Below are 19,130 nucleotides of genomic sequence, written 5' to 3'. Positions count from 1 at the left end.
TGAGGTTAAGCGACTAAGCGTACACGGTGGATGCCTAGGCAGTCAGAGGCGATGAAGGGCGTGCTAATCTGCGATAAGCGTCGGTAAGCTGATATGAAGCGTTATACCCGACGATACCCGAATGGGGAAACCCAGTGTGTTTCGACACACTATCATGACATGAATACATAGTGTCATGAGGCGAACCGGGGGAACTGAAACATCTCAGTACCCCGAGGAAAAGAAATCAACCGAGATTCCCCCAGTAGCGGCGAGCGAACGGGGAGGAGCCCAGAACCTGAATCAGTTTGTGTGTTAGTGGAAGCGTCTGGAAAGTCGCACAGTAAAGGGTGATAGTCCCGTACACAAAAATGCACAAGCTGTGAGTTCGATGAGTAGGGCGGGACACGTGACATCCTGTCTGAATATGGGGGGACCATCCTCCAAGGCTAAATACTCCTGACTGACCGATAGTGAACCAGTACCGTGAGGGAAAGGCGAAAAGAACCCCGGCGAGGGGAGTGAAATAGAACCTGAAACCGTGTACGTACAAGCAGTGGGAGCCTACTTGTTAGGTGACTGCGTACCTTTTGTATAATGGGTCAGCGACTTATATTCTGTAGCAAGGTTAACCGTATAGGGGAGCCGCAGGGAAACCGAGTCTTAACTGGGCGTTAAGTTGCAGGGTATAGACCCGAAACCCGGTGATCTAGCCATGGGCAGGTTGAAGGTTGGGTAACACTAACTGGAGGACCGAACCGACTAATGTTGAAAAATTAGCGGATGACTTGTGGCTGGGGGTGAAAGGCCAATCAAACCGGGAGATAGCTGGTTCTCCCCGAAAGCTATTTAGGTAGCGCCTCGTGAACTCATCTTCGGGGGTAGAGCACTGTTTCGGCTAGGGGGTCATCCCGACTTACCAACCCGATGCAAACTACGAATACCGAAGAATGTTATCACGGGAGACACACGGCGGGTGCTAACGTTCGTCGTGAAGAGGGAAACAACCCAGACCGCCAGCTAAGGTCCCAAAGTCATGGTTAAGTGGGAAACGATGTGGGAAGGCACAGACAGCCAGGATGTTGGCTTAGAAGCAGCCATCATTTAAAGAAAGCGTAATAGCTCACTGGTCGAGTCGGCCTGCGCGGAAGATGTAACGGGGCTAAACCATGCACCGAAGCTGCGGCAGCGACACTTAGGTGTTGTTGGGTAGGGGAGCGTTCTGTAAGCCTGCGAAGGTGGCCTGTGAGGGCTGCTGGAGGTATCAGAAGTGCGAATGCTGACATAAGTAACGATAATGCGGGTGAAAAACCCGCACGCCGGAAGACCAAGGGTTCCTGTCCAACGTTAATCGGGGCAGGGTGAGTCGACCCCTAAGGCGAGGCTGAAAAGCGTAGTCGATGGGAAACAGGTTAATATTCCTGTACTCGGTGTTACTGCGAAGGGGGGACGGAGAAAGCTAGGTTATCCGGGCGACGGTTGTCCCGGTTTAAGCGTGAAGGTGGATGACTTTGGTAAATCCGGGTCATCGTTAACACTGAGGCGTGATGACGAGTCACTACGGTGATGAAGTAACCGATGCTACGCTTCCAGGAAAAGCCTCTAAGCTCCAGGTAACATCAAATCGTACCCCAAACCGACACAGGTGGTCAGGTAGAGAATACTCAGGCGCTTGAGAGAACTCGGGTGAAGGAACTAGGCAAAATGGTGCCGTAACTTCGGGAGAAGGCACGCTGATGGTAAGTGAAGTGACTTGCTCATGGAGCTGAAATCAGTCGAAGATACCAGCTGGCTGCAACTGTTTAATAAAAACACAGCACTGTGCAAACACGAAAGTGGACGTATACGGTGTGACGCCTGCCCGGTGCCGGAAGGTTAATTGATGGGGTCAGCCGCAAGGCGAAGCTCTTGATCGAAGCCCCGGTAAACGGCGGCCGTAACTATAACGGTCCTAAGGTAGCGAAATTCCTTGTCGGGTAAGTTCCGACCTGCACGAATGGCGTAATGATGGCCAGGCTGTCTCCACCCGAGACTCAGTGAAATTGAACTCGCTGTGAAGATGCAGTGTACCCGCGGCAAGACGGAAAGACCCCGTGAACCTTTACTATAGCTTGACACTGAACCTTGAGCCTTGATGTGTAGGATAGGTGGGAGGCTTTGAAGTGTGGACGCCAGTCTGCATGGAGCCAACCTTGAAATACCACCCTTTAATGTTTGATGTTCTAACGTGGACCCGTGATCCGGGTTGCGGACAGTGTCTGGTGGGTAGTTTGACTGGGGCGGTCTCCTCCCAAAGCGTAACGGAGGAGCACGAAGGTTAGCTAATCCTGGTCGGACATCAGGAGGTTAGTGCAAAGGCATAAGCTAGCTTGACTGCGAGAGTGACAGCTCGAGCAGGTGCGAAAGCAGGTCTTAGTGATCCGGTGGTTCTGAATGGAAGGGCCATCGCTCAACGGATAAAAGGTACTCCGGGGATAACAGGCTGATACCGCCCAAGAGTTCATATCGACGGCGGTGTTTGGCACCTCGATGTCGGCTCATCACATCCTGGGGCTGAAGTAGGTCCCAAGGGTATGGCTGTTCGCCATTTAAAGTGGTACGCGAGCTGGGTTTAGAACGTCGTGAGACAGTTCGGTCCCTATCTGCCGTGGGCGTTGGAAGATTGAGAGGGGTTGCTCCTAGTACGAGAGGACCGGAGTGAACGCACCACTGGTGTACGGGTTGTGATGCCAATTGCATTGCCCGGTAGCTAAGTGCGGAAGAGATAACCGCTGAAAGCATCTAAGCGGGAAACTTGCCTCGAGATGAGTCTTCCCTGGGCACCAGATGCCCCTGAAGGGCCGTTGAAGACGACGACGTAGATAGGCTGGGTGTGTAAGCGTAGCGATACGTTGAGCTAACCAGTACTAATGACCCGAGAGGCTTAACCTTACAACACCGAAGGTGTTTTGTGGGTGATGAAAGACTCATAGAGAACGATGTTCAGCTTGTTCAGAGATTGGTTCTGGTGGTTACGTGATGACAAGAGAGATAAAGTCAGCACAGTAACGGCTGGAATGAAACAGAATTTGCCTGGCGGCGATAGCGCGGTGGTCCCACCTGACCCCATGCCGAACTCAGAAGTGAAACGCCGTAGCGCCGATGGTAGTGTGGGGCTTCCCCATGTGAGAGTAGGGAACTGCCAGGCATCAAACAAGTGGAAAGCCCCTGTCGAAAGACAGGGGCTTTTTGCTATGGGGAATTTGGGATTATGTGCAACGGTTTGCTGCTCACCGTTGTGGATTTATTACGGTGTATCAGATAGATAGCCGTAGCAAATACGGGACATAGGGCAGCTTTTGGGATGAAGAAACCTTCCTACCTCATCCAGTTTGCGTTAGTTATGCGATAACACGAGCTGTGAGATCCATGATAATGGCGATGTTCGGGAAGGCCTGCGTAGGACACGCAGGCAGAGTACTTCAGATTAGTGCAGGATTTGTGAGAGAAATGCCTGAGTACGCTCTGAACGAGGACTGGAGAAGAAGATATCCGGTGGCGCTTGTTCCACGATCTCTCCCTGATCCATAAAGATCACTCGATCAGCGACGGTTTTTGCGAACCCCATTTCATGCGTGACGCAGAGCATCGTCATCCCGTCCTGCGCCAGCCCAAGCATAGTATCGAGTACCTCTTTCACCATTTCAGGATCCAGCGCAGACGTCGGCTCGTCAAACAGCATAATCTTGGGCTTCATGCACAGTGAGCGTGCGATGGCCACGCGTTGTTGCTGGCCTCCAGATAGCTGCCCCGGAAATTTATGCGCATGGGCGGCAATACGCACGCGTTCCAGATAGTGCATTGCTAACTCTTCAGCTTCTTTCTTAGGTGTGTGGCGCACCCAGCATGGCGCCAGTGTGCAGTTTTGCAATACGGTTAAGTGCGGAAACAGATTGAAGTGTTGAAAAACCATGCCGACTTCAGTACGAATTTTTTCGATGTTGCGTAAATCGTTATTCAATTCAATACCGTCAACAACAATCCGACCCTGCTGATGTTCTTCAAGATGATTAATGCAGCGTATGGTGGTTGATTTCCCCGAGCCGGAAGGACCACACAGCACAATGCGTTCCCCCTGTCGGACCTGCAAATTAATATCTTTAAGCACATGAAATTGCCCGTACCACTTATTCACATTCTCTAAGGTAATCATGTGATCGGTTGATTGAGTTAATGCAGTCTGATTCATGGATGGCCTCAGTGTGACTTGTGTCCGGTGTTAAAACGATTTTCCAGATGTTGGCTATAGCGCGACATGCTGAAACAGAAAATCCAATAGACCATGGCGGCGAAGACATAGCCTTCTGTCGACATACCCAGCCAGGTGGGATCGACCGTTGCCTGTTGGATGCTGCTGAAGAGATCGAAAAGGCCGATGATGATCACCAGACTCGTGTCTTTAAAGAGAGAAATAATGGTATTCACCAGACCTGGGATAACCATTTTCAGCGCTTGCGGGAGGATGACCAGCCCCTGCATGCGCCAATAGCCTAAGCCCAGAGATTCAGCGGCTTCATACTGTCCTTTAGGTAGCGCCTGCAAGCCACCGCGAACCACTTCTGCAACATAGGCGGACTGGAATAAAATAACGCCGACTAGCGCTCTGAGCAGCTTATCGATTGTGGTGCCTTCCGTTAAAAACAGCGGCAGCATCACGGATGACATAAAAAGCACAGTGATGAGCGGTACGCCGCGCCAGAATTCGATGAAGATAACGGAAAGCATACGAACGATCGGCAGCGTGGAGCGGCGGCCTAATGCGAGCAAGATGCCAAGTGGTAACGCACCGGCGATACCCACGGCGGCGATGATCAACGTCAACGTTAAGCCGCCCCACTGATAGGTTTCTACTCTGCTGAGCCCGCCAAAACCGCTGTAAAGCAACCACCATGCGATAAGTGGATACGCCACCGTCCAGACGGCAATGTAACGTCCGCGATAGGGAATGGTTTTCAGGAACATCGGCAGAATACTGAGTAGCGCGATGGCGAGTGCAAAGTTGATGCGCCAGACTTCCTCTGCTGGATACAGCCCATACATGAAATGACCGAATCTGGCATGAATGAAGACCCAACAGGCCCCCTCACGCGTACAGTCATTACGAGTTGTACCAATCCAGTTAGCCTGAAAGATCGCCCAGTTGAGCAGCGGCGGTATGGCAACCCACAATAGCCAGAGGCAAAACAGCGTTAACAGGCTATTACTGATACTTGAGAAGAGATTACGCCGTGCCCACTGCATCGCTTTGAACAGAGGGGACTGACGGCCTTGCGTATAATGGTTCATCGTCATGACGTCCTCTAGCGTTCGACTAACGCGATTTTGCGGTTATACAGGTTCATCAGCAGCGAAATCAGTAGGCTGATAATGAGGTAGACCGACATGGTAATAGCGATAGTTTCGATAGCCTGACCTGTCTGATTCAGCACCGTTCCCGCGAACAGCGACACCATATCGGGATAGCCAATCGCGGCCGCCAGCGACGAGTTCTTCACAATATTGAGGTACTGGCTGGTTAGTGGCGGAATGATGACCCGCAGCGCCTGTGGGAGAATCACTTTGCGTAGCGTGACGGGATTCGGTAAGCCGAGAGAACGTGCAGCCTCGTGTTGACCGTGGGAAACCGATTGGATGCCTGAACGAATGATCTCGGCGATAAACGATGAGGTGTAGACCGACAGGGCGACGGTTAATGCCGCCAGTTCAGGGATCAACACCATGCCGCCGCGGAAGTTAAACCCTTTTAATTCCGGCATATCCCAGTGAAAGGCGGGGCCGAAAATCAGGTGGCTGAGTGCACACAGCACAAGTAACAGGCCTAACGTCAGCGGCCAGGTTCTGCGTGGCTGACCGGTTGACGCGTGATAGCGCTGGTTACGCCGGAAAACACCCCATGTCACCACTAGCGTAATAATGAGAGAAAGAAAAAATGCCGCCGCACCCGGTCCCCATTCAGGAGAGGGCAGATAGAAACCACGATTGCTAAGAAAGGCGACATCAAAGGCGCTAATTGACTGGCGTGGCCCCGGTAGATTTCGCAGTACGGCAAAATACCAGAAGAAGATTTGCAATAGCGGCGGGATATTACGAAATATCTCGATGTAAACGTTAGATATTTTTCGTAGTAGCCAGTTGTCGGACAGTCGTGCCAGACCAACAGTGAAGCCGAGAATCGACGCAAACACGATACACAGCGCCGAAACCAGCAGCGTATTGAATAGCCCAACAAGAAAAATGCGAGCGTAGGTGTCGCCTTGTTGATAGTCAATCAGGTGCTGGACGATGCCAAAGCCGGCGCTTTTATTCAGGAAATCGAAGCCAGAGGTGATGCCCCTCTGTGACAGATTGGTCACGGTGTTGTGCAACAGGTAAGCCGCGACAGCCAATACCGCGATAACAACGACAATTTGATACAGCCAGGCGCGCACCGCTGGATTAGTCAGTGATAAATCACCTTTTACGGTTGGGCGTTGTAGCATGCTTGAACCTCGAAACGGGGGTGCTGAAGGGCGCAGCGATCCACTGCGCCCGGGTTTCTCTGATAATTAACGTACCGCTGGCGCGTACTGGATACCGCCTTTGTTCCACAGCTCGTTCAGGCCGCGCTTAATTTTCAACTCGCTGCCCATACCGACATTACGCTCGAAGATTTCGCCGTAGTTGCCGACCTGTTTGATGATTTTGAAGGCCCAATCGTTCGGTAATTTGAGATCTTTACCGTAGCTGCCTTCGTGACCCAGCAGGTGAGACATATCTGGCGTGGTGGGTTTTGCTGCCAGTTGATCGACGTTTTTCGAGGTCACACCCATCTCTTCGGCATTCAGCATAGCGAATAGCGTCCAGCGTACGATCGAGAACCACTCTTCATCACCACGGCGTACCACCGGGCCCAGCGGCTCCTTGGAAATCACCTCTGGCAGAACGATGAATTCAGCGGGTTTGCTCAGCTTGATACGCAGTGCGTACAGCTGTGACTGGTCTGATGCCAACGTATCGCAGCGGCCAGACTCCAGCGCTTTGGCGCTTTCATCAGAGCGGTCGAACGTGACGGGGGTGTACTGCATTTTATGGGTCTTGAAGTAGTCAGCGACGTTCAGCTCGGTATCGGTGCCGGCCTGAATACAGACGGTTGCGCCGTCCAGCTCTTTTGCACTGGTTAAGCCCGCTTTGTTGTGCGTCAGAAAGCCAATGCCGTCGTAGTAGGTGACGCCAGTAAAGAGCATGCCCATGCCGCCATCGCGGGAAGAGGTCCAGGTCGTGTTGCGCGACAGCACGTCAACTTCGCCGGATTGCAACGCAGTGAAGCGTTCTTTTGCGGTCAGCGGCGTGTATTTAACTTTATTAGCATCGCCGAATACGGCGGCAGCAAGGCCGCGGCATACGTCAACATCAATGCCGGAGTATTTGCCGCTGGCGTCCGCATAGGAAAAGCCGGGCAAACCATCACTGATACCGCATTGCACAAATCCTTTCTTCTGAATGGCGTCCAGCGTTGCACCCGCATGGGCTTGATTGATTGCGGCAAAGAGTGACGCGCCAGCAACCAGAGTAGAAATCACTATTCTTTTCATAATCATCCTAGCGTCTAGAGTTATCTGCTGTTGTTGCAGTACACCGTTGTGTTGCGGTGCACAATGAGGTGCACCCTACCTGTCTGTCGGGATGCCGACGTGAGCAGAGCAAAGCAAATAAAATGCCAATTTTCTATTTGCTTGATAATGAAGACGAAAAGGAATGCTTATTGATCTAAGTGGGTAATTCTAATTAGGTAGGCGCGCACCGTGACAAATGCAAAGAGGCTGATGCGCCCTCTTTTAGTGCGTCAAAATGAGGATCGTGAAGCGTCTTCAGGTTTGCCTGTTGAGCAGGGAGAGTTTGGGAACACGGTAATGTCATCAGCCCAGCGGATGGCGTGGGCTGATGCGGGAGATATTAGTGCGTGATGTGGCGCTGATAATACTTTTCGAGCTTAACCTGTAGTTGACTTAGCACCGTGCTAAACATCAGGTAAATCAGCGCAGCCTCGACATACAGAATCAAGGGTTCATAGGTCACGGAAACGATGCGCTGAGCCGATAAAAACATCTCAGGAACGGTGATCACGGCGGCCAGCGACGTATCCTTGATTAAGGAAATAAACGTATTGGAGAGCGGCGGCAGCGACACGAAAACGGACTGCGGGAAGATGACCCAGCGAATCGCCTGTCTGCCATTCATGCCGAGAGAATAGGCGGCATTCCATTGGCCTTTCGGGACAGACAAAATGGCTCCACGGACGATCTCCGAGCTATAAGCGCCCACGCTGATGGTGAAGCCAATAAGTGCTGCAGGGAAGGCATCCAGAGTAATCCCCGCGCTGGGCAGACCATAAAAAATCAGGAAAAGCTGCACCAGTAACGGTGTGCCACGGATAACCCAAACGTAGAAATCACCCAGCCATTTCAGCGGCTTGGGGCCATAAAGGCGAACCAGCGCGATGATAATACCGAGGGCTAAGCCAAAGATGAAAGACAGAATCGCCAGAGGGACGGTAAATTTAAGTCCCGCAGACAGCAGACTCCAGAAGGAGTCTGCCATGAGTTGTAGCCAAGGCGGCATGAAAACGAGCTCCGATAACGGTATGCGCTGATAACAGTGCGATTATTGAGAAACATCCTCCCCGAAGTATCGCATAGATATCGTTTTATAGGTGCCGTCTGCTTTAATTTCATCCAGAGCTTTATTCAATGCTTCCACCAGCGGAGCCTGATTTTTACGTACCAGAATTGCGGAAGGCTCGCCGTCTTTTGAGGTCGCTGCAATCTTCACGTTGGCATCTGGCTTATGCTTTTTGAAATCCAGGAATGACAGATTGTCGTTTAACGTGGCGTCGGCACGGCCGCTGAGCACCAGATCCAGCGACTGATTAAAGCCGTCCGTCGGCACAATGTCCGCACCGTAGCTGGTGGCTTGTTTAGAGTAATTACTGGTCAGGCTCTGAGCAGATTTTTTGCCTTTCAGATCGCTGAAATCTTTCAGGGTGGTGTTATCGCCACGGACAACCAGCACCGCTTTGGAATCGATATAAGGCTTAGAGAAATCATACTTGACCTGACGCTCTTTGGTTACGCCAACCTGATTGATGACGGCATCATAGCGCTTGGCATCAATACCGGCGATTAAACCGTCCCAACGTCCTTCAATAAACTGAGCTTTCACACCGAGCTTTTCTGCCACCGCACGGCCAATATCCACATCGAAACCAACCAACTGACCCGATTTATCATGATAGGTATAAGGCGCGTAGGTGCCTTCCGTCCCGAACTTGATAACCCCTGCGGATTTGATGGCGCTAAGGTCATCGGCATGAGCGAATACGCTGGTAGCAAGCAGGGCGCTGGTCAGTAGAGCAAAACGTATTTTTTTCATTATGAATTCCTGTGAGTGGTATGCAGCGATGTGCTTATAACTTTTGTTAATAACGAATCTACGCGACAACACATCTGTTTATAAATCACGTTGTGTGATTATTTATATCAGAAGTGAATATAGTACTCATGGCGTGCATACTTTTGTCGCGAGTCTTACTTTTGTAGTGAATATAGTGCGTCTAACACGTTTTAACCATGTTGAGTGAAAGAACAAAAAGTCTATTGCTGCCGGGAATGCTGCCCAACTGTCACAATGTGCTTCTATTCTCAAAAGGACATCATTGCTTTTGCCACTACCCAGCAGGAGACAACAATGAAGATCCGTATCGCCAGCTATAACGTCGAGAACCTGTTCCACCGTAGCGCGATTCTCAACCTCCCCGATTCCAAACAGATTGACGCCTTGTTGCAGCAGGTCAGGCAGCTTCAGCATCTTCTTGAACAGCCCCAATACGATGATGCCCTGAAAGAGAAAGTGTTCCGCCTTTCTATCGCACTGCGCCCTTATATTGATATTCGCACCGATGCAGGCACGTTGGGGCGATGGAAAAAAGAGGACGCTGGCACCGGGTTCCGAATTAATAAAAGCTGCCGGGGACGTAGGGATTGGATCGGCGAAATCGTGTTTAAGGCGCAGGAGTTCAGCAGTCAGCAGCGTAAGAATACGGGCAAGATTATTACCCTGCTTAACGCCGATATTCTGTGCGCGGTTGAAGTCGAAAACATGGACGTCCTGCGTGATTTCAACAATCAGGTGCTGGGGGACGATAAATTCAGCCAGTTCGTGATGATCGACAGCCCGAACGATCCGCGCGGTATTGATGTCGCCTGCCTGACGCGTTATCGGATTGCCCAGCTCCGCACGCATATTTTTGATGCCGGAAAGCGCTTCGATCCCGTATTTAGCCGTGATTGTCTCGAAGTGACGCTGGATGCCGGCCTCAAACAGCCGATTTATATTCTGTGTAACCATTTCAAAAGCCAGAGCGGCCAAACGGAAGAAGAGCGGCTGCGTGGGGCAGAGAAACGCCGCGATCAGGCCGAACGCGTGGCGGAGATTGTTCAACAGACTTACGATCTCAAGAAGGATTACGTGGTCATTCTCGGTGATTTGAACGAGGATTCGTCAAACCCCTGGCACAGTTTGGCTCCGCTGTTTTCTCTGTCGGATTTACACCCGGTTATCGACCCTGAGCGCCCAGAAAAAGAGCGCTACACCTACTATTTTTCTGGAGGAAAGAAAGGGGCTCGGTTAAACCAACTGGACTACATTTTCTTATCTGCACCGCTGCATCAGGCGGTGGTGGAGTGGGGCGTCGAGCGTCGGGGCATTTATAATATCGACAAGATTGCCGCCAAAGAGGGCGCGGAACCCGTTACGCCGCTACCTGAAGTCACCTCATGGGACACGGCGGCGTCCGACCATGCCGCGCTCTGGGTAGAAGTGGATATTACCTGATGCTCGCTTTATGACTATCATGGCGTGAGAACACAAAGCAATCATAGCCATATAAACAGAGGAAGATAATGAGTAAGCAAGGATTAGAGCAATACCCAGACGCGCTACGCTGGTCATTTGGCGACAGTCCCGCGCTGGCGGATGAGCTGCTGCAACTGGTACTCGAAGGGCATAAAACCGCAACCTGTAGCTCGTATCACATGTTCAAAAACGAGGAAACGCCACAGGTCGGCGATTACAATATCGTTCTGGACGGTGCCGGACAGCCTTCCTGCGTCATTCGCACGCGCTCGTTAACGCTGGTGCGCTACTGCGACGTCACCGCTGAGATGGCAGCGAAAGAAGGCGAAGGCGACAAAAGCCTGGCTTTCTGGCGCGAAGGCCATCAGACGTTTTTCGAACGAGAAGGCACCTTCGCCCCAGATATGCTGCTGGTGTTTGAAGAGTTTGAGCTGGTTGAGGTGTTGTGATTCTGGGTTCGCCGTGGCTCAAGTCGAGAGTGTTTTATCGCTTATCGCCATGTGCTGGAAGCATTCTCACCCTATTAGGTTTAGCTTTCCGTCGGATGATTAAGCATTGTTTTTTCATGCTCAATGAGCCATTTTTTGCGCGCGATACCGCCGCCATAGCCTGTCATCGTGCCATCCTTGCCAATAATTCTGTGGCAGGGAATGACTATTGCTACCCGGTTTGCACCGTTCGCCGCAGCTACCGCTCGTACCGCGTTAGGGTTCCCTATCAGCCCGGAAAGCGCCTGATAGTGCGAGGTTTAGCCATAAGGAACTGAACGTAGTTCCTGCCAAACGGTACGCTGAAAATCACTGCCTGGAGTATCGAGCAAAAGAGTAAATTGTTGGCGTGTGCCTGAAAAATACTCGCTAATCTCTTTTTCTGTTTGCCGGGTATGATTATTTTCACCTGACATTATTCGGGCATTGAGCAAGCGCTGAAGATCGCGAAATTCGGTCTCCAGCATGCGACGGTCAGTAAATTCCAGCAGGCAAACACCACGTTCGGTGGCACAAACAAACATCGGGCCGAGCGGCGTGGTAAAACGGTGAATCATAATCACCTGACTTTGTTCGGTTGGGCTCACGCCAGTGAGGCGTTTATAGGTGTAGCCAAAACCACTTAATGATTCGTAGCCGCTATCAAATGCCACCTCGGTCGCATTACGCCCACCTTTTAGTTCCTGAAGTGCGACATTGACCCGCTGCATGCGTTGAAAAGCCTGAAAGGTAATACCGTGATTTTGCAGAAACCATCGCCGAACGCGCTCTGGACTGATGTCGTGTTTACGAAGCTCCGTGTCGCTGATACGTGTTTTAGGATTGGCGCGCACGAGTTCAAGTGCTTGTTCAATTAAACGTGGTGCGCTATGCGCGTTTTCTGTTGGTCTGCACACTTTGCAGGGGCGAAACCCTGCATCCAGAGCAGATTTAACATCCTTATAAAACTCGACATTTTCACGTTTCGGTTTTCGTGCCCGGCATACGGAAATACAAAATACGCCCGTTGTGATTACACCAACAAAAAACACCCCCGTATAGCCAGAATCGCGCTCAAGTAGTGCCTGATACCAGACATCGCACTGGTCATTATCGAGAACTTTCATCAACAAATACTCCTGCAAATGACTGTTGCGACTGGATAGTGAGCATTATGTTTTTAAACGTTGATTGAATGGTGGAATGAACAAAATTACCCATAGAGAGGCGATTGACACCGAGCGTCTTCAGCCTGTCGAAAGCAGGGAGGTCTGGCATGCACATGACGTTGAGTGGCAAATTAATCTCCCGAGAAATGATCGCAATATCATTTTCAGACGTTAGGCATGGAACAAAAAGGCCGTCTGCACCAGCCTCTTCATATAATCGACCACGTATTAGTGTTTCCTGTAGTGCCTGCTCATGACCAAGAAGAAAAGTATCGGTACGAATATTAAAGAACAATTGGTCATTCTCTATGCTCAACGCATGACGAATCCTTTTTAAGGTTCTGCTAAATGCTACGGCATCATCAAGTTGTCTGACACCATTAACCACTCTGCTATCCTCAAGGTTTACGCCAACCACGCCGAGTGAGGTGAGGCGCTTGAGATTCGCGGTTATCTCGCTTGCTGTTCTACCAAACCCCGCTTCAACATCAACGCTTAATGGTAGGTCACTAACGGATTTGATACGCGTGACGATGTATAGCAATTCATCAAATGACATCGCTTCTCCGTCCTCATAACCTAACATGGCGGCGATTGCCGCGCTTGATGTTCCCAGGGCTTGATAGCCTGCATACTGAGCGGCAATAGCACTGCTTGCATCCCAGACATTGGCGATGAGTAAGGGGTTGCTTTGATGATGAAGTTCAGCGAAGTCCATGATTATCTCCTTTGCGATATACGGGACTCATCTTGAACACCCGACGACACTCTCACAACCGAAAATCAGACGACCATTTTTTGCAAATTAATCATGGCCGAATAATCTGCACCGACCCTTTTATGCGTCAATCCGCTCACACCGTCCACGCTAAGGCTATTGCTGCCTAAATAGAAGGCAAAGAAAAAGGCGCTTAACCCAAGAGGTAAAGCGCCTTTTTTCAAATGATTAACTGATTAGTATCAGTTCATGCCGTATTTTTTCAATTTCTTACGCAGAGTACCGCGGTTGATGCCCATCATCAGGGCAGCGCGGGTTTGGTTACCGCGGGTGTATTGCATCACCATGTCCAACAGTGGCTGTTCAACTTCAGCCAGTACCAGCTCATACAGGTCACTTACATCCTGACCGTTCAATTGAGCAAAATAGTTCTTCAGTGCCTGTTTAACCGAGTCGCGCAGGGGTTTTTGGGTTACCTGAGCCTGAGAGTTTACAGTGGAAACGGTCAGTACGTCAGAATTCACGCGTTGTTCGAACATAGTTCTGTCAGCTCTTTTTCTGTTTACGCAAGATTTTCAAAATATGCCTTCAACGCCTCCAGCTGCTCGCTGGCATCCTCAATGGCGTTGAATGTGCGCCTAAACTGGTCGTTTGGGGCATGCTCCTGGAGATACCAGGATACGTGCTTACGAGCGATACGAAATCCCTTGCCTGGACCATAAAAGTCGTGCAATTCCCGTATATGCTCGATCAACAAGCGCTTGACCTCTGCCAACGGCATTGGTGCCAGCAACTCCCCTGTGTCCAGATAATGCTGGATTTCCCGAAAGATCCAGGGTCTTCCCTGAGCGGCTCGTCCTATCATCAGGGCGTCAGCCCCGGTGTAGTCAAGAACCGCTCTGGCTTTATGCGGGTCTGTAATGTCGCCATTCGCAATAATAGGAATGGAAACGGCCTGCTTAACTGCCCGAATGCTGTCGTATTCGGCGAAACCATTGAACAGGCACGCACGGGTGCGTCCGTGAATGGTTAACGCTTGAATGCCACAGTCTTCAGCCAGTTTGGCAATTTCTACACAGTTACGATGCTCTGGTGCCCAACCGGTACGGATCTTCAGTGTCACCGGTACGTCTACCGCTTTCACTACCGAAGAGAGGATCTGTTTGACCAAATCCGGATACTGCAACAATGCAGATCCTGCCATCTTGCGGTTCACCTTCTTCGCCGGGCAGCCCATATTGATGTCAATGATCTGCGCGCCGGAATCAGCGTTGATTCTCGCTGCCGCCGCCATCTCATCGGGGTCACAACCGGCAATTTGCACGGCTCTGATACCCGGTTCATCACTATGAACCATTCGCAAACGCGACTTGTCTGAACGCCACACTTCCGGGTTGGAAGAAAGCATTTCAGACACGGTCATTCCAGCGCCCATCGCATGACAGAGTGCTCTAAATGGGCGATCGCTAATACCAGCCATTGGGGCTGCTATCAAGCGATTACTAAGCTGAAATTGTCCAATGTGCATAGACAAAAATTGACCATACTGTGCCTGCAAGGGCGCGTATATTACGCATTTTTTACGTCAGATGAAAGGCCAAACTTTGACCAATTTACGGCTATCGATCAATGAAAATGCAGTTCGTAGAGGTATATGAAAATATTATTCATATTTAACAGTGTGTTATGTTTTTGTGCTGATTTTTTGAACGATAAAATATTCATCTGCTTACAGAATTTTATCTGCAATCGCGGTCATTTTTGGTGGAGATACAGCAGCCTATCAATGCTTTATCAGTGAAATGCGTTGGTTAATGCGGCAAAAAAGGGTATCGGCTGGCCGACAAATGTTCTGACCAGCCTCGCGGAGTGGCTTAATGGATGATGACGCGGCCATTAAGCGCCTGTACGGGGCGATTATTGGCGTGACGCATAACCGAGCGGAACTGGTTTATTTGTTCGGCAGAGGCGGTGACGGGGTGATCCAACACGAGCCAGCGAATGCCTTCTGAACACGGTGGTGTGGTGAGCGACCCACTAAACCGATAGTAGTTTAATGACGTCGGTAACAGGCTCTGAATCGCGATTGGCGTGCGTACATCCTCCGCCTGATTAACCTGAGCCGGAATTTGCTGCCATGTCGTGGCTAGCGGCAGATTGGCTTCTCCTTCCTGAAACATTACCGCAATAACGGTAAGCGCGTCAGCCGCGTCTTTATAGATAAAATGGCCTTCTAGCGGAAACTGCTTACCATCGATTTCATTCTCGCTCGGGGCGTGAAAGTGAAACTGCTGCAAGGTGAATGTCTCGTTATCCAATACCAGCGTATTCCCCGGGCCCACGTTAACCTGAACGGTATGCCCGTTGTTGATAATTTGCTGTGTCCCAGACTGGAAAGCCAGCTGTAGAGGGGCGTGCTGGGCGTCCAGCGCCTGGCGGATATTAATGGGAGATTGGTTTTTACCGGTTTCACACAGCGAGAAGTCTGGGGACAGCTTTCCCCAGTGTGCGGGATCGCCGTTGCCTTCGTAGCCCCAGTGAACCGGATCGGCCGCCAAGGCGGAAAAGCTGGCGGATAACATCAATACGACAGAGAGTTTACCTTTCATTTTTCATCCCTTGAAAATAATGATATGGCATCGTTGAGCGCCGGGCGCAGGTGACGTCCAGTCGCTTGCCGAGCTGAATAATACGCCTGTTTATGGGGATCAATCGTGAGATATAGCAGGAAGAAGTGTGCCCACCGTTGTACGTACGGTGGGCGGGACTAGCAGGATAATGTTATTACGAGGCGCGACGTTGGCCGGTAATGCGGCACCACTCTTCGCGTTCAGCCACCGGATCGAGTGTGAACTTGTCTGCGTACGCTTCTGCGACGCCTTCGGCTTGCGTTGCCAGCACACCGGACAGGCCGAGGTGACCGCCTGCTTTTGGCAAATCGCTAATCAGCGGTGCCAGCTCGCGTAGCGGGCCAGCAAGGATGTTGGCGACGACGACATCGGCAGACAGGTCGGCAGGCTGGTCTTTCGGCAGATAAAGCTCAAGACGTTCGGAAACACCGTTGCGCTGTGCGTTGTCGCGGCTGGCCTGAATCGCCTGCGGATCGATATCAATCCCGATAGCGCGTGCTGCACCCAGTTTCAGAGCGGCAATCGCCAGAATGCCGGAACCGCAGCCGAAATCGATGATGGTTTTCCCTTCCAGATCCAGCCCGTCGAGCCATTGCAGGCACAGTGCGGTCGTTGGATGGGTACCAGTGCCAAATGCCAGGCCCGGATCGAGCATGACGTTGACGGCAGTCGGGTCAGGAATGTCACGCCAGCTTGGGCAAATCCACAGACGTTTGCCGAACTGCATCGGGTGGAAGTTATCCATCCACTCACGTTCCCAGTCTTTGTCTTCCAACTGTTCGATTTTGTGTTTAAAACCGACGCCCAGCAGCGGTTCTTGCTCCAGTATGGCGATAACCGCGTTCATGTCGGTTTCGGCGTCGTACAGCGCAATCGCGTCGGTATCGCCCCACAGGCGGGTTTCGCCCGGCAGCGGTTCGAACACGGGATTATCGTGCGTATCCTGAAACGTAACGGATACCGCACCGCTTTCCATCATGGCGTCACCCAGTTGTTCTGCAACATTTCCTGAGGTGTTTATTTTCAGTTGAATCCACGGCATAGCAGTCTCTATTACATTTAAAGTGAAGATGAAGCGGCAACTGGCGCTGGTGGATTATGACCAAAGCGGTTGCCAATAATAAACGCCATCAGGCTGAGTAACAGCGATGGCACAATCGGGTGATATCCAGCCAGCTGAAGATTGAAGCTAGCCAGTAAGGTATAGCAAATCGCCCCGGTTAACATGGCGCTAAGCGCCCCCGCAGCGTTCGCGCGTTCCCAGTACAGGCCCAGCACCAGCGGCCACAGGAACACCGCTTCCAGTCCGCCAAACGCCAGCAGGTTCAGCCAGATGATCATATCCGGTGGCCGCAAGGAGGCCAGCAGCACCAGTAGACCCAACAGTAGCGTAGTCATGCTGGACAGGATCTTGATGCGGCGTTCGTTATGGATCTGCTCTGGGCGCACGCTGAGATAGAGATCCTTGATGATCGTGGCGGAAGCCTGAAGCAGATGCGCATTAATGTTGGACATGATAGCGGCCATTGGCGCAGCGAGAAAGATCCCAGCGGCCAGCGGCGGTAGTACGGTGACCATCAGCGCGGGTAACACCTGATCGGGGATCGTCAGATTTGGCATCACGGCACGACCCAGCGCCCCAGCCAGATGCATGCCGAGCATCAGGATGCCGATGACGATCGTGCCGATGATAATCCCGCGGTGCAGCGCTTTGCTGTCGCGGTAAGAGATACAGCGAACGGCGGTGTTCGGCAGGCCGATAACGCCGAAGCAGACCAGCACCCAGAATGAGGCCATAAACGGCATCGACAGAATACCGCCGCTGCCCTGCGGCGAGACCAGCATTGGGTCGATCTGTTGCAGCTTATCCACCGCGCTGTGCAAACCGCCAGCGGCATAGATTACGCCGACCAGCAGGATGACGGTGCCGATCAGCATCACAATGCCCTGCATCGCATCATTCAGCACGCTAGCACGGAAGCCGCCAAACGTGGTGTACAACGCAATAGTGACGCCGAAAATCAGCAGGCCGATGTCGTAAGGAATGTTAGCCGCGGTTTCCAGCAGGCGTGCGCCGCCGATGAACTGCACGGCCATCGCACCGATAAACGCGACCAGCAGGCTGATGCTGGCGAACCACACCAGCAGCGGGCTGTTGTAGCGGGCGTACAGCATGTCGTTCAGCGTAATGGCGTTGTAGCGCCGCGCCAGAATGGCGAATTTTTTTCCCAGAATGCCCAGCGACAGCAGCATGGTGGGAAGCTGGATCATCGACAACAGCACCCAGCCCAGCCCGTATTTATACGCGGCACCCGGCCCGCCGATAAACGAGCTGGCGCTGACGTAAGTACCGATGAGCGTCATCGCCAGCACAAACCCGCCCATAGAACGGCCGCCGAGAAAATACTCGTTAAGAAAGTTACCCGCCTGACGGCGACGGTAGGCATAGACCGACAGCCCGAAGACCAGCAGAAGATAGCCAATCAGCGGCAATAAAATTTCAATTTGCATCGTCACTCTCCAGTGAGATATCGCGGAAAATGACGCGAACCATCAGCCAGCACAGCAGCGTAAACACAAGCGGCAGCAGCAGGCAGGCCATCTCAAACCAGTGTGGAAGGCCGGTGATCCCTTGTGTGTTGTCAGGCAAATAGGCGGCAAGCACCCAGGCCACTAAATAAACCAGCGTCAGGCCAAACGCCCAGCGGGCCTCTTTGTGTGCCTGAGGAAAGCGTGTATCCATGTTCTGCTCCACCGTGAATGGGAGAATGGGTATCGTTATGAACGTCGTGATGACGAAAGCGGGAATTTTACGGCATGTGGGCCAATTGACTAGTAAGAATTACGCCATCAGCGTAAAAGCCAGCCGCGGGGGGACTCATCGCGTGGTGAAAAAATCCGCGTCGTTATGGGGGAAAAGGAAGTGTTGCGTGCCAGATTACCTTACTTGATTCGGTAACATCACCAGTAAATAACAGCGAAAATAGAATCTATCTCGTCACAAAATAATACTAAATGAGTATCTTGGCTTATTGATCTTGAGGTAATTGGCGAATGATGGACGTCACATCGCATAATTTTCTCAGGAGAACGTTTACTATAGGGCTATTATTTGTCGTCTGTTATTCCAACGTGGAATAGTTGTGATACGAAAGAAACGTAATAATAGCGCCGGCGCTGTTGTGCATCAGGTAATTATCGTGTCGCGACTTCCTGCTGCCTGGGTTATTTAGTCGTT

At 51.6% G+C, this 19,130-nt stretch carries 15 protein-coding genes, 2 rRNA genes and 1 pseudogene; 4 read left to right on the top strand and 14 right to left on the bottom strand.

Annotated elements, in window-relative coordinates:
- Positions 1-3 precede the first annotated feature (3 nt).
- A 23S ribosomal RNA gene (locus H4F65_RS12360) occupies positions 4-2,910 on the top strand.
- Positions 2,911-3,050: 140 nt separating this feature from the next.
- Positions 3,051-3,166 (top strand): 5S ribosomal RNA (gene rrf / locus H4F65_RS12355).
- A gap of 279 nt (positions 3,167-3,445) precedes the next feature.
- Here the strand turns inward: rrf and H4F65_RS12350 are convergent.
- The 6 genes from H4F65_RS12350 to H4F65_RS12325 all read right to left on the bottom strand — a co-directional run bounded on the left by H4F65_RS12350 (position 3,446) and on the right by H4F65_RS12325 (position 9,426).
- Positions 3,446-4,207, bottom strand: a complete 762-nt coding sequence (locus H4F65_RS12350; protein WP_010681527.1) for an amino acid ABC transporter ATP-binding protein — start codon at positions 4,205-4,207, stop codon at positions 3,446-3,448.
- A gap of 8 nt (positions 4,208-4,215) precedes the next feature.
- Positions 4,216-5,310: an amino acid ABC transporter permease gene (locus H4F65_RS12345; RefSeq protein WP_039319023.1), complete on the bottom strand. Its 1,095-nt coding sequence runs from the start codon at positions 5,308-5,310 to the stop codon at positions 4,216-4,218.
- A gap of 8 nt (positions 5,311-5,318) precedes the next feature.
- The gene (locus H4F65_RS12340; RefSeq protein WP_010681529.1) at positions 5,319-6,497 is read right to left on the bottom strand and encodes an amino acid ABC transporter permease; all 1,179 of its coding nucleotides are present in this window, start codon (positions 6,495-6,497) and stop codon (positions 5,319-5,321) included.
- Between the two features lie 66 nt (positions 6,498-6,563).
- Entirely contained in the window at positions 6,564-7,589 is a 1,026-nt protein-coding gene (locus H4F65_RS12335; RefSeq protein ID WP_005975324.1) for an amino acid ABC transporter substrate-binding protein, read from the bottom strand.
- Positions 7,590-7,950: 361 nt separating this feature from the next.
- A complete protein-coding gene (locus tag H4F65_RS12330; protein WP_010681530.1) occupies positions 7,951-8,616 on the bottom strand; it encodes an amino acid ABC transporter permease in 666 nt (221 codons plus the stop codon).
- 42 nt (positions 8,617-8,658) lie between these two features.
- Positions 8,659-9,426 (bottom strand): amino acid ABC transporter substrate-binding protein, encoded by a 768-nt coding sequence (locus H4F65_RS12325; RefSeq protein WP_010681531.1) that lies wholly within the window; start codon positions 9,424-9,426, stop codon positions 8,659-8,661.
- A 315-nt stretch (positions 9,427-9,741) separates the two neighbouring features.
- Here H4F65_RS12325 and H4F65_RS12320 point away from each other — a divergent pair, with 315 nt between their 5' ends.
- On the top strand, positions 9,742-10,887 hold the full coding sequence (locus H4F65_RS12320; RefSeq protein WP_010681532.1) for an endonuclease/exonuclease/phosphatase family protein: 1,146 nt from the start codon (positions 9,742-9,744) through the stop codon (positions 10,885-10,887).
- Between the two features lie 68 nt (positions 10,888-10,955).
- Positions 10,956-11,357, top strand: coding sequence for an ASCH domain-containing protein (locus H4F65_RS12315; protein ID WP_010681533.1), 402 nt, complete (start codon positions 10,956-10,958; stop codon positions 11,355-11,357).
- Between the two features lie 80 nt (positions 11,358-11,437).
- On the opposite strand, the pseudogene H4F65_RS12310 reads toward H4F65_RS12315, so the two are convergent.
- From H4F65_RS12310 to H4F65_RS12275, 8 genes and pseudogenes are all read right to left on the bottom strand, one after another.
- Positions 11,438-12,502: pseudogene (locus H4F65_RS12310) on the bottom strand (bifunctional transcriptional activator/DNA repair enzyme AdaA).
- Complete coding sequence (locus H4F65_RS12305) at positions 12,486-13,262, bottom strand: isocitrate lyase/PEP mutase family protein (RefSeq protein WP_010681536.1); 777 nt, start codon at positions 13,260-13,262, stop codon at positions 12,486-12,488. The pseudogene H4F65_RS12310 and the gene H4F65_RS12305 overlap by 17 nt, the downstream one beginning before the upstream one ends.
- A 242-nt stretch (positions 13,263-13,504) precedes the next feature.
- Positions 13,505-13,801 carry a DNA-binding transcriptional regulator Fis gene (gene fis, locus H4F65_RS12300; RefSeq protein WP_005975342.1) on the bottom strand — a complete coding sequence of 99 codons (297 nt, stop codon included), beginning with the start codon at positions 13,799-13,801 and terminating at the stop codon, positions 13,505-13,507.
- A 23-nt stretch (positions 13,802-13,824) separates the two neighbouring features.
- Positions 13,825-14,790: a tRNA dihydrouridine synthase DusB gene (dusB, locus tag H4F65_RS12295; protein WP_010681537.1), complete on the bottom strand. Its 966-nt coding sequence runs from the start codon at positions 14,788-14,790 to the stop codon at positions 13,825-13,827.
- A 346-nt stretch (positions 14,791-15,136) separates the two neighbouring features.
- Entirely contained in the window at positions 15,137-15,871 is a 735-nt protein-coding gene (locus H4F65_RS12290) for a carbonic anhydrase (protein ID WP_010681538.1), read from the bottom strand.
- 175 nt (positions 15,872-16,046) lie between these two features.
- A complete protein-coding gene (prmA, locus tag H4F65_RS12285) occupies positions 16,047-16,934 on the bottom strand; it encodes a 50S ribosomal protein L11 methyltransferase (RefSeq protein WP_010681539.1) in 888 nt (295 codons plus the stop codon).
- Between the two features lie 17 nt (positions 16,935-16,951).
- Positions 16,952-18,403 (bottom strand): sodium/pantothenate symporter, encoded by a 1,452-nt coding sequence (gene panF / locus H4F65_RS12280; protein ID WP_010681540.1) that lies wholly within the window; start codon positions 18,401-18,403, stop codon positions 16,952-16,954.
- A complete protein-coding gene (locus H4F65_RS12275) occupies positions 18,393-18,635 on the bottom strand; it encodes a YhdT family protein (RefSeq protein WP_010681541.1) in 243 nt (80 codons plus the stop codon). Before H4F65_RS12275 ends, panF begins: the two co-directional genes overlap by 11 nt.
- Between the last annotated feature and the right edge of the window lie 495 nt (positions 18,636-19,130).

It is taken from the genome of Pectobacterium brasiliense, from assembly GCF_016950255.1.
In the GTDB taxonomy this organism is placed as follows: domain Bacteria; phylum Pseudomonadota; class Gammaproteobacteria; order Enterobacterales; family Enterobacteriaceae; genus Pectobacterium; species Pectobacterium brasiliense.
Note: the sequence above shows the minus strand (reverse complement) of the source record. Positions and strands in the feature narration are given on the sequence as shown.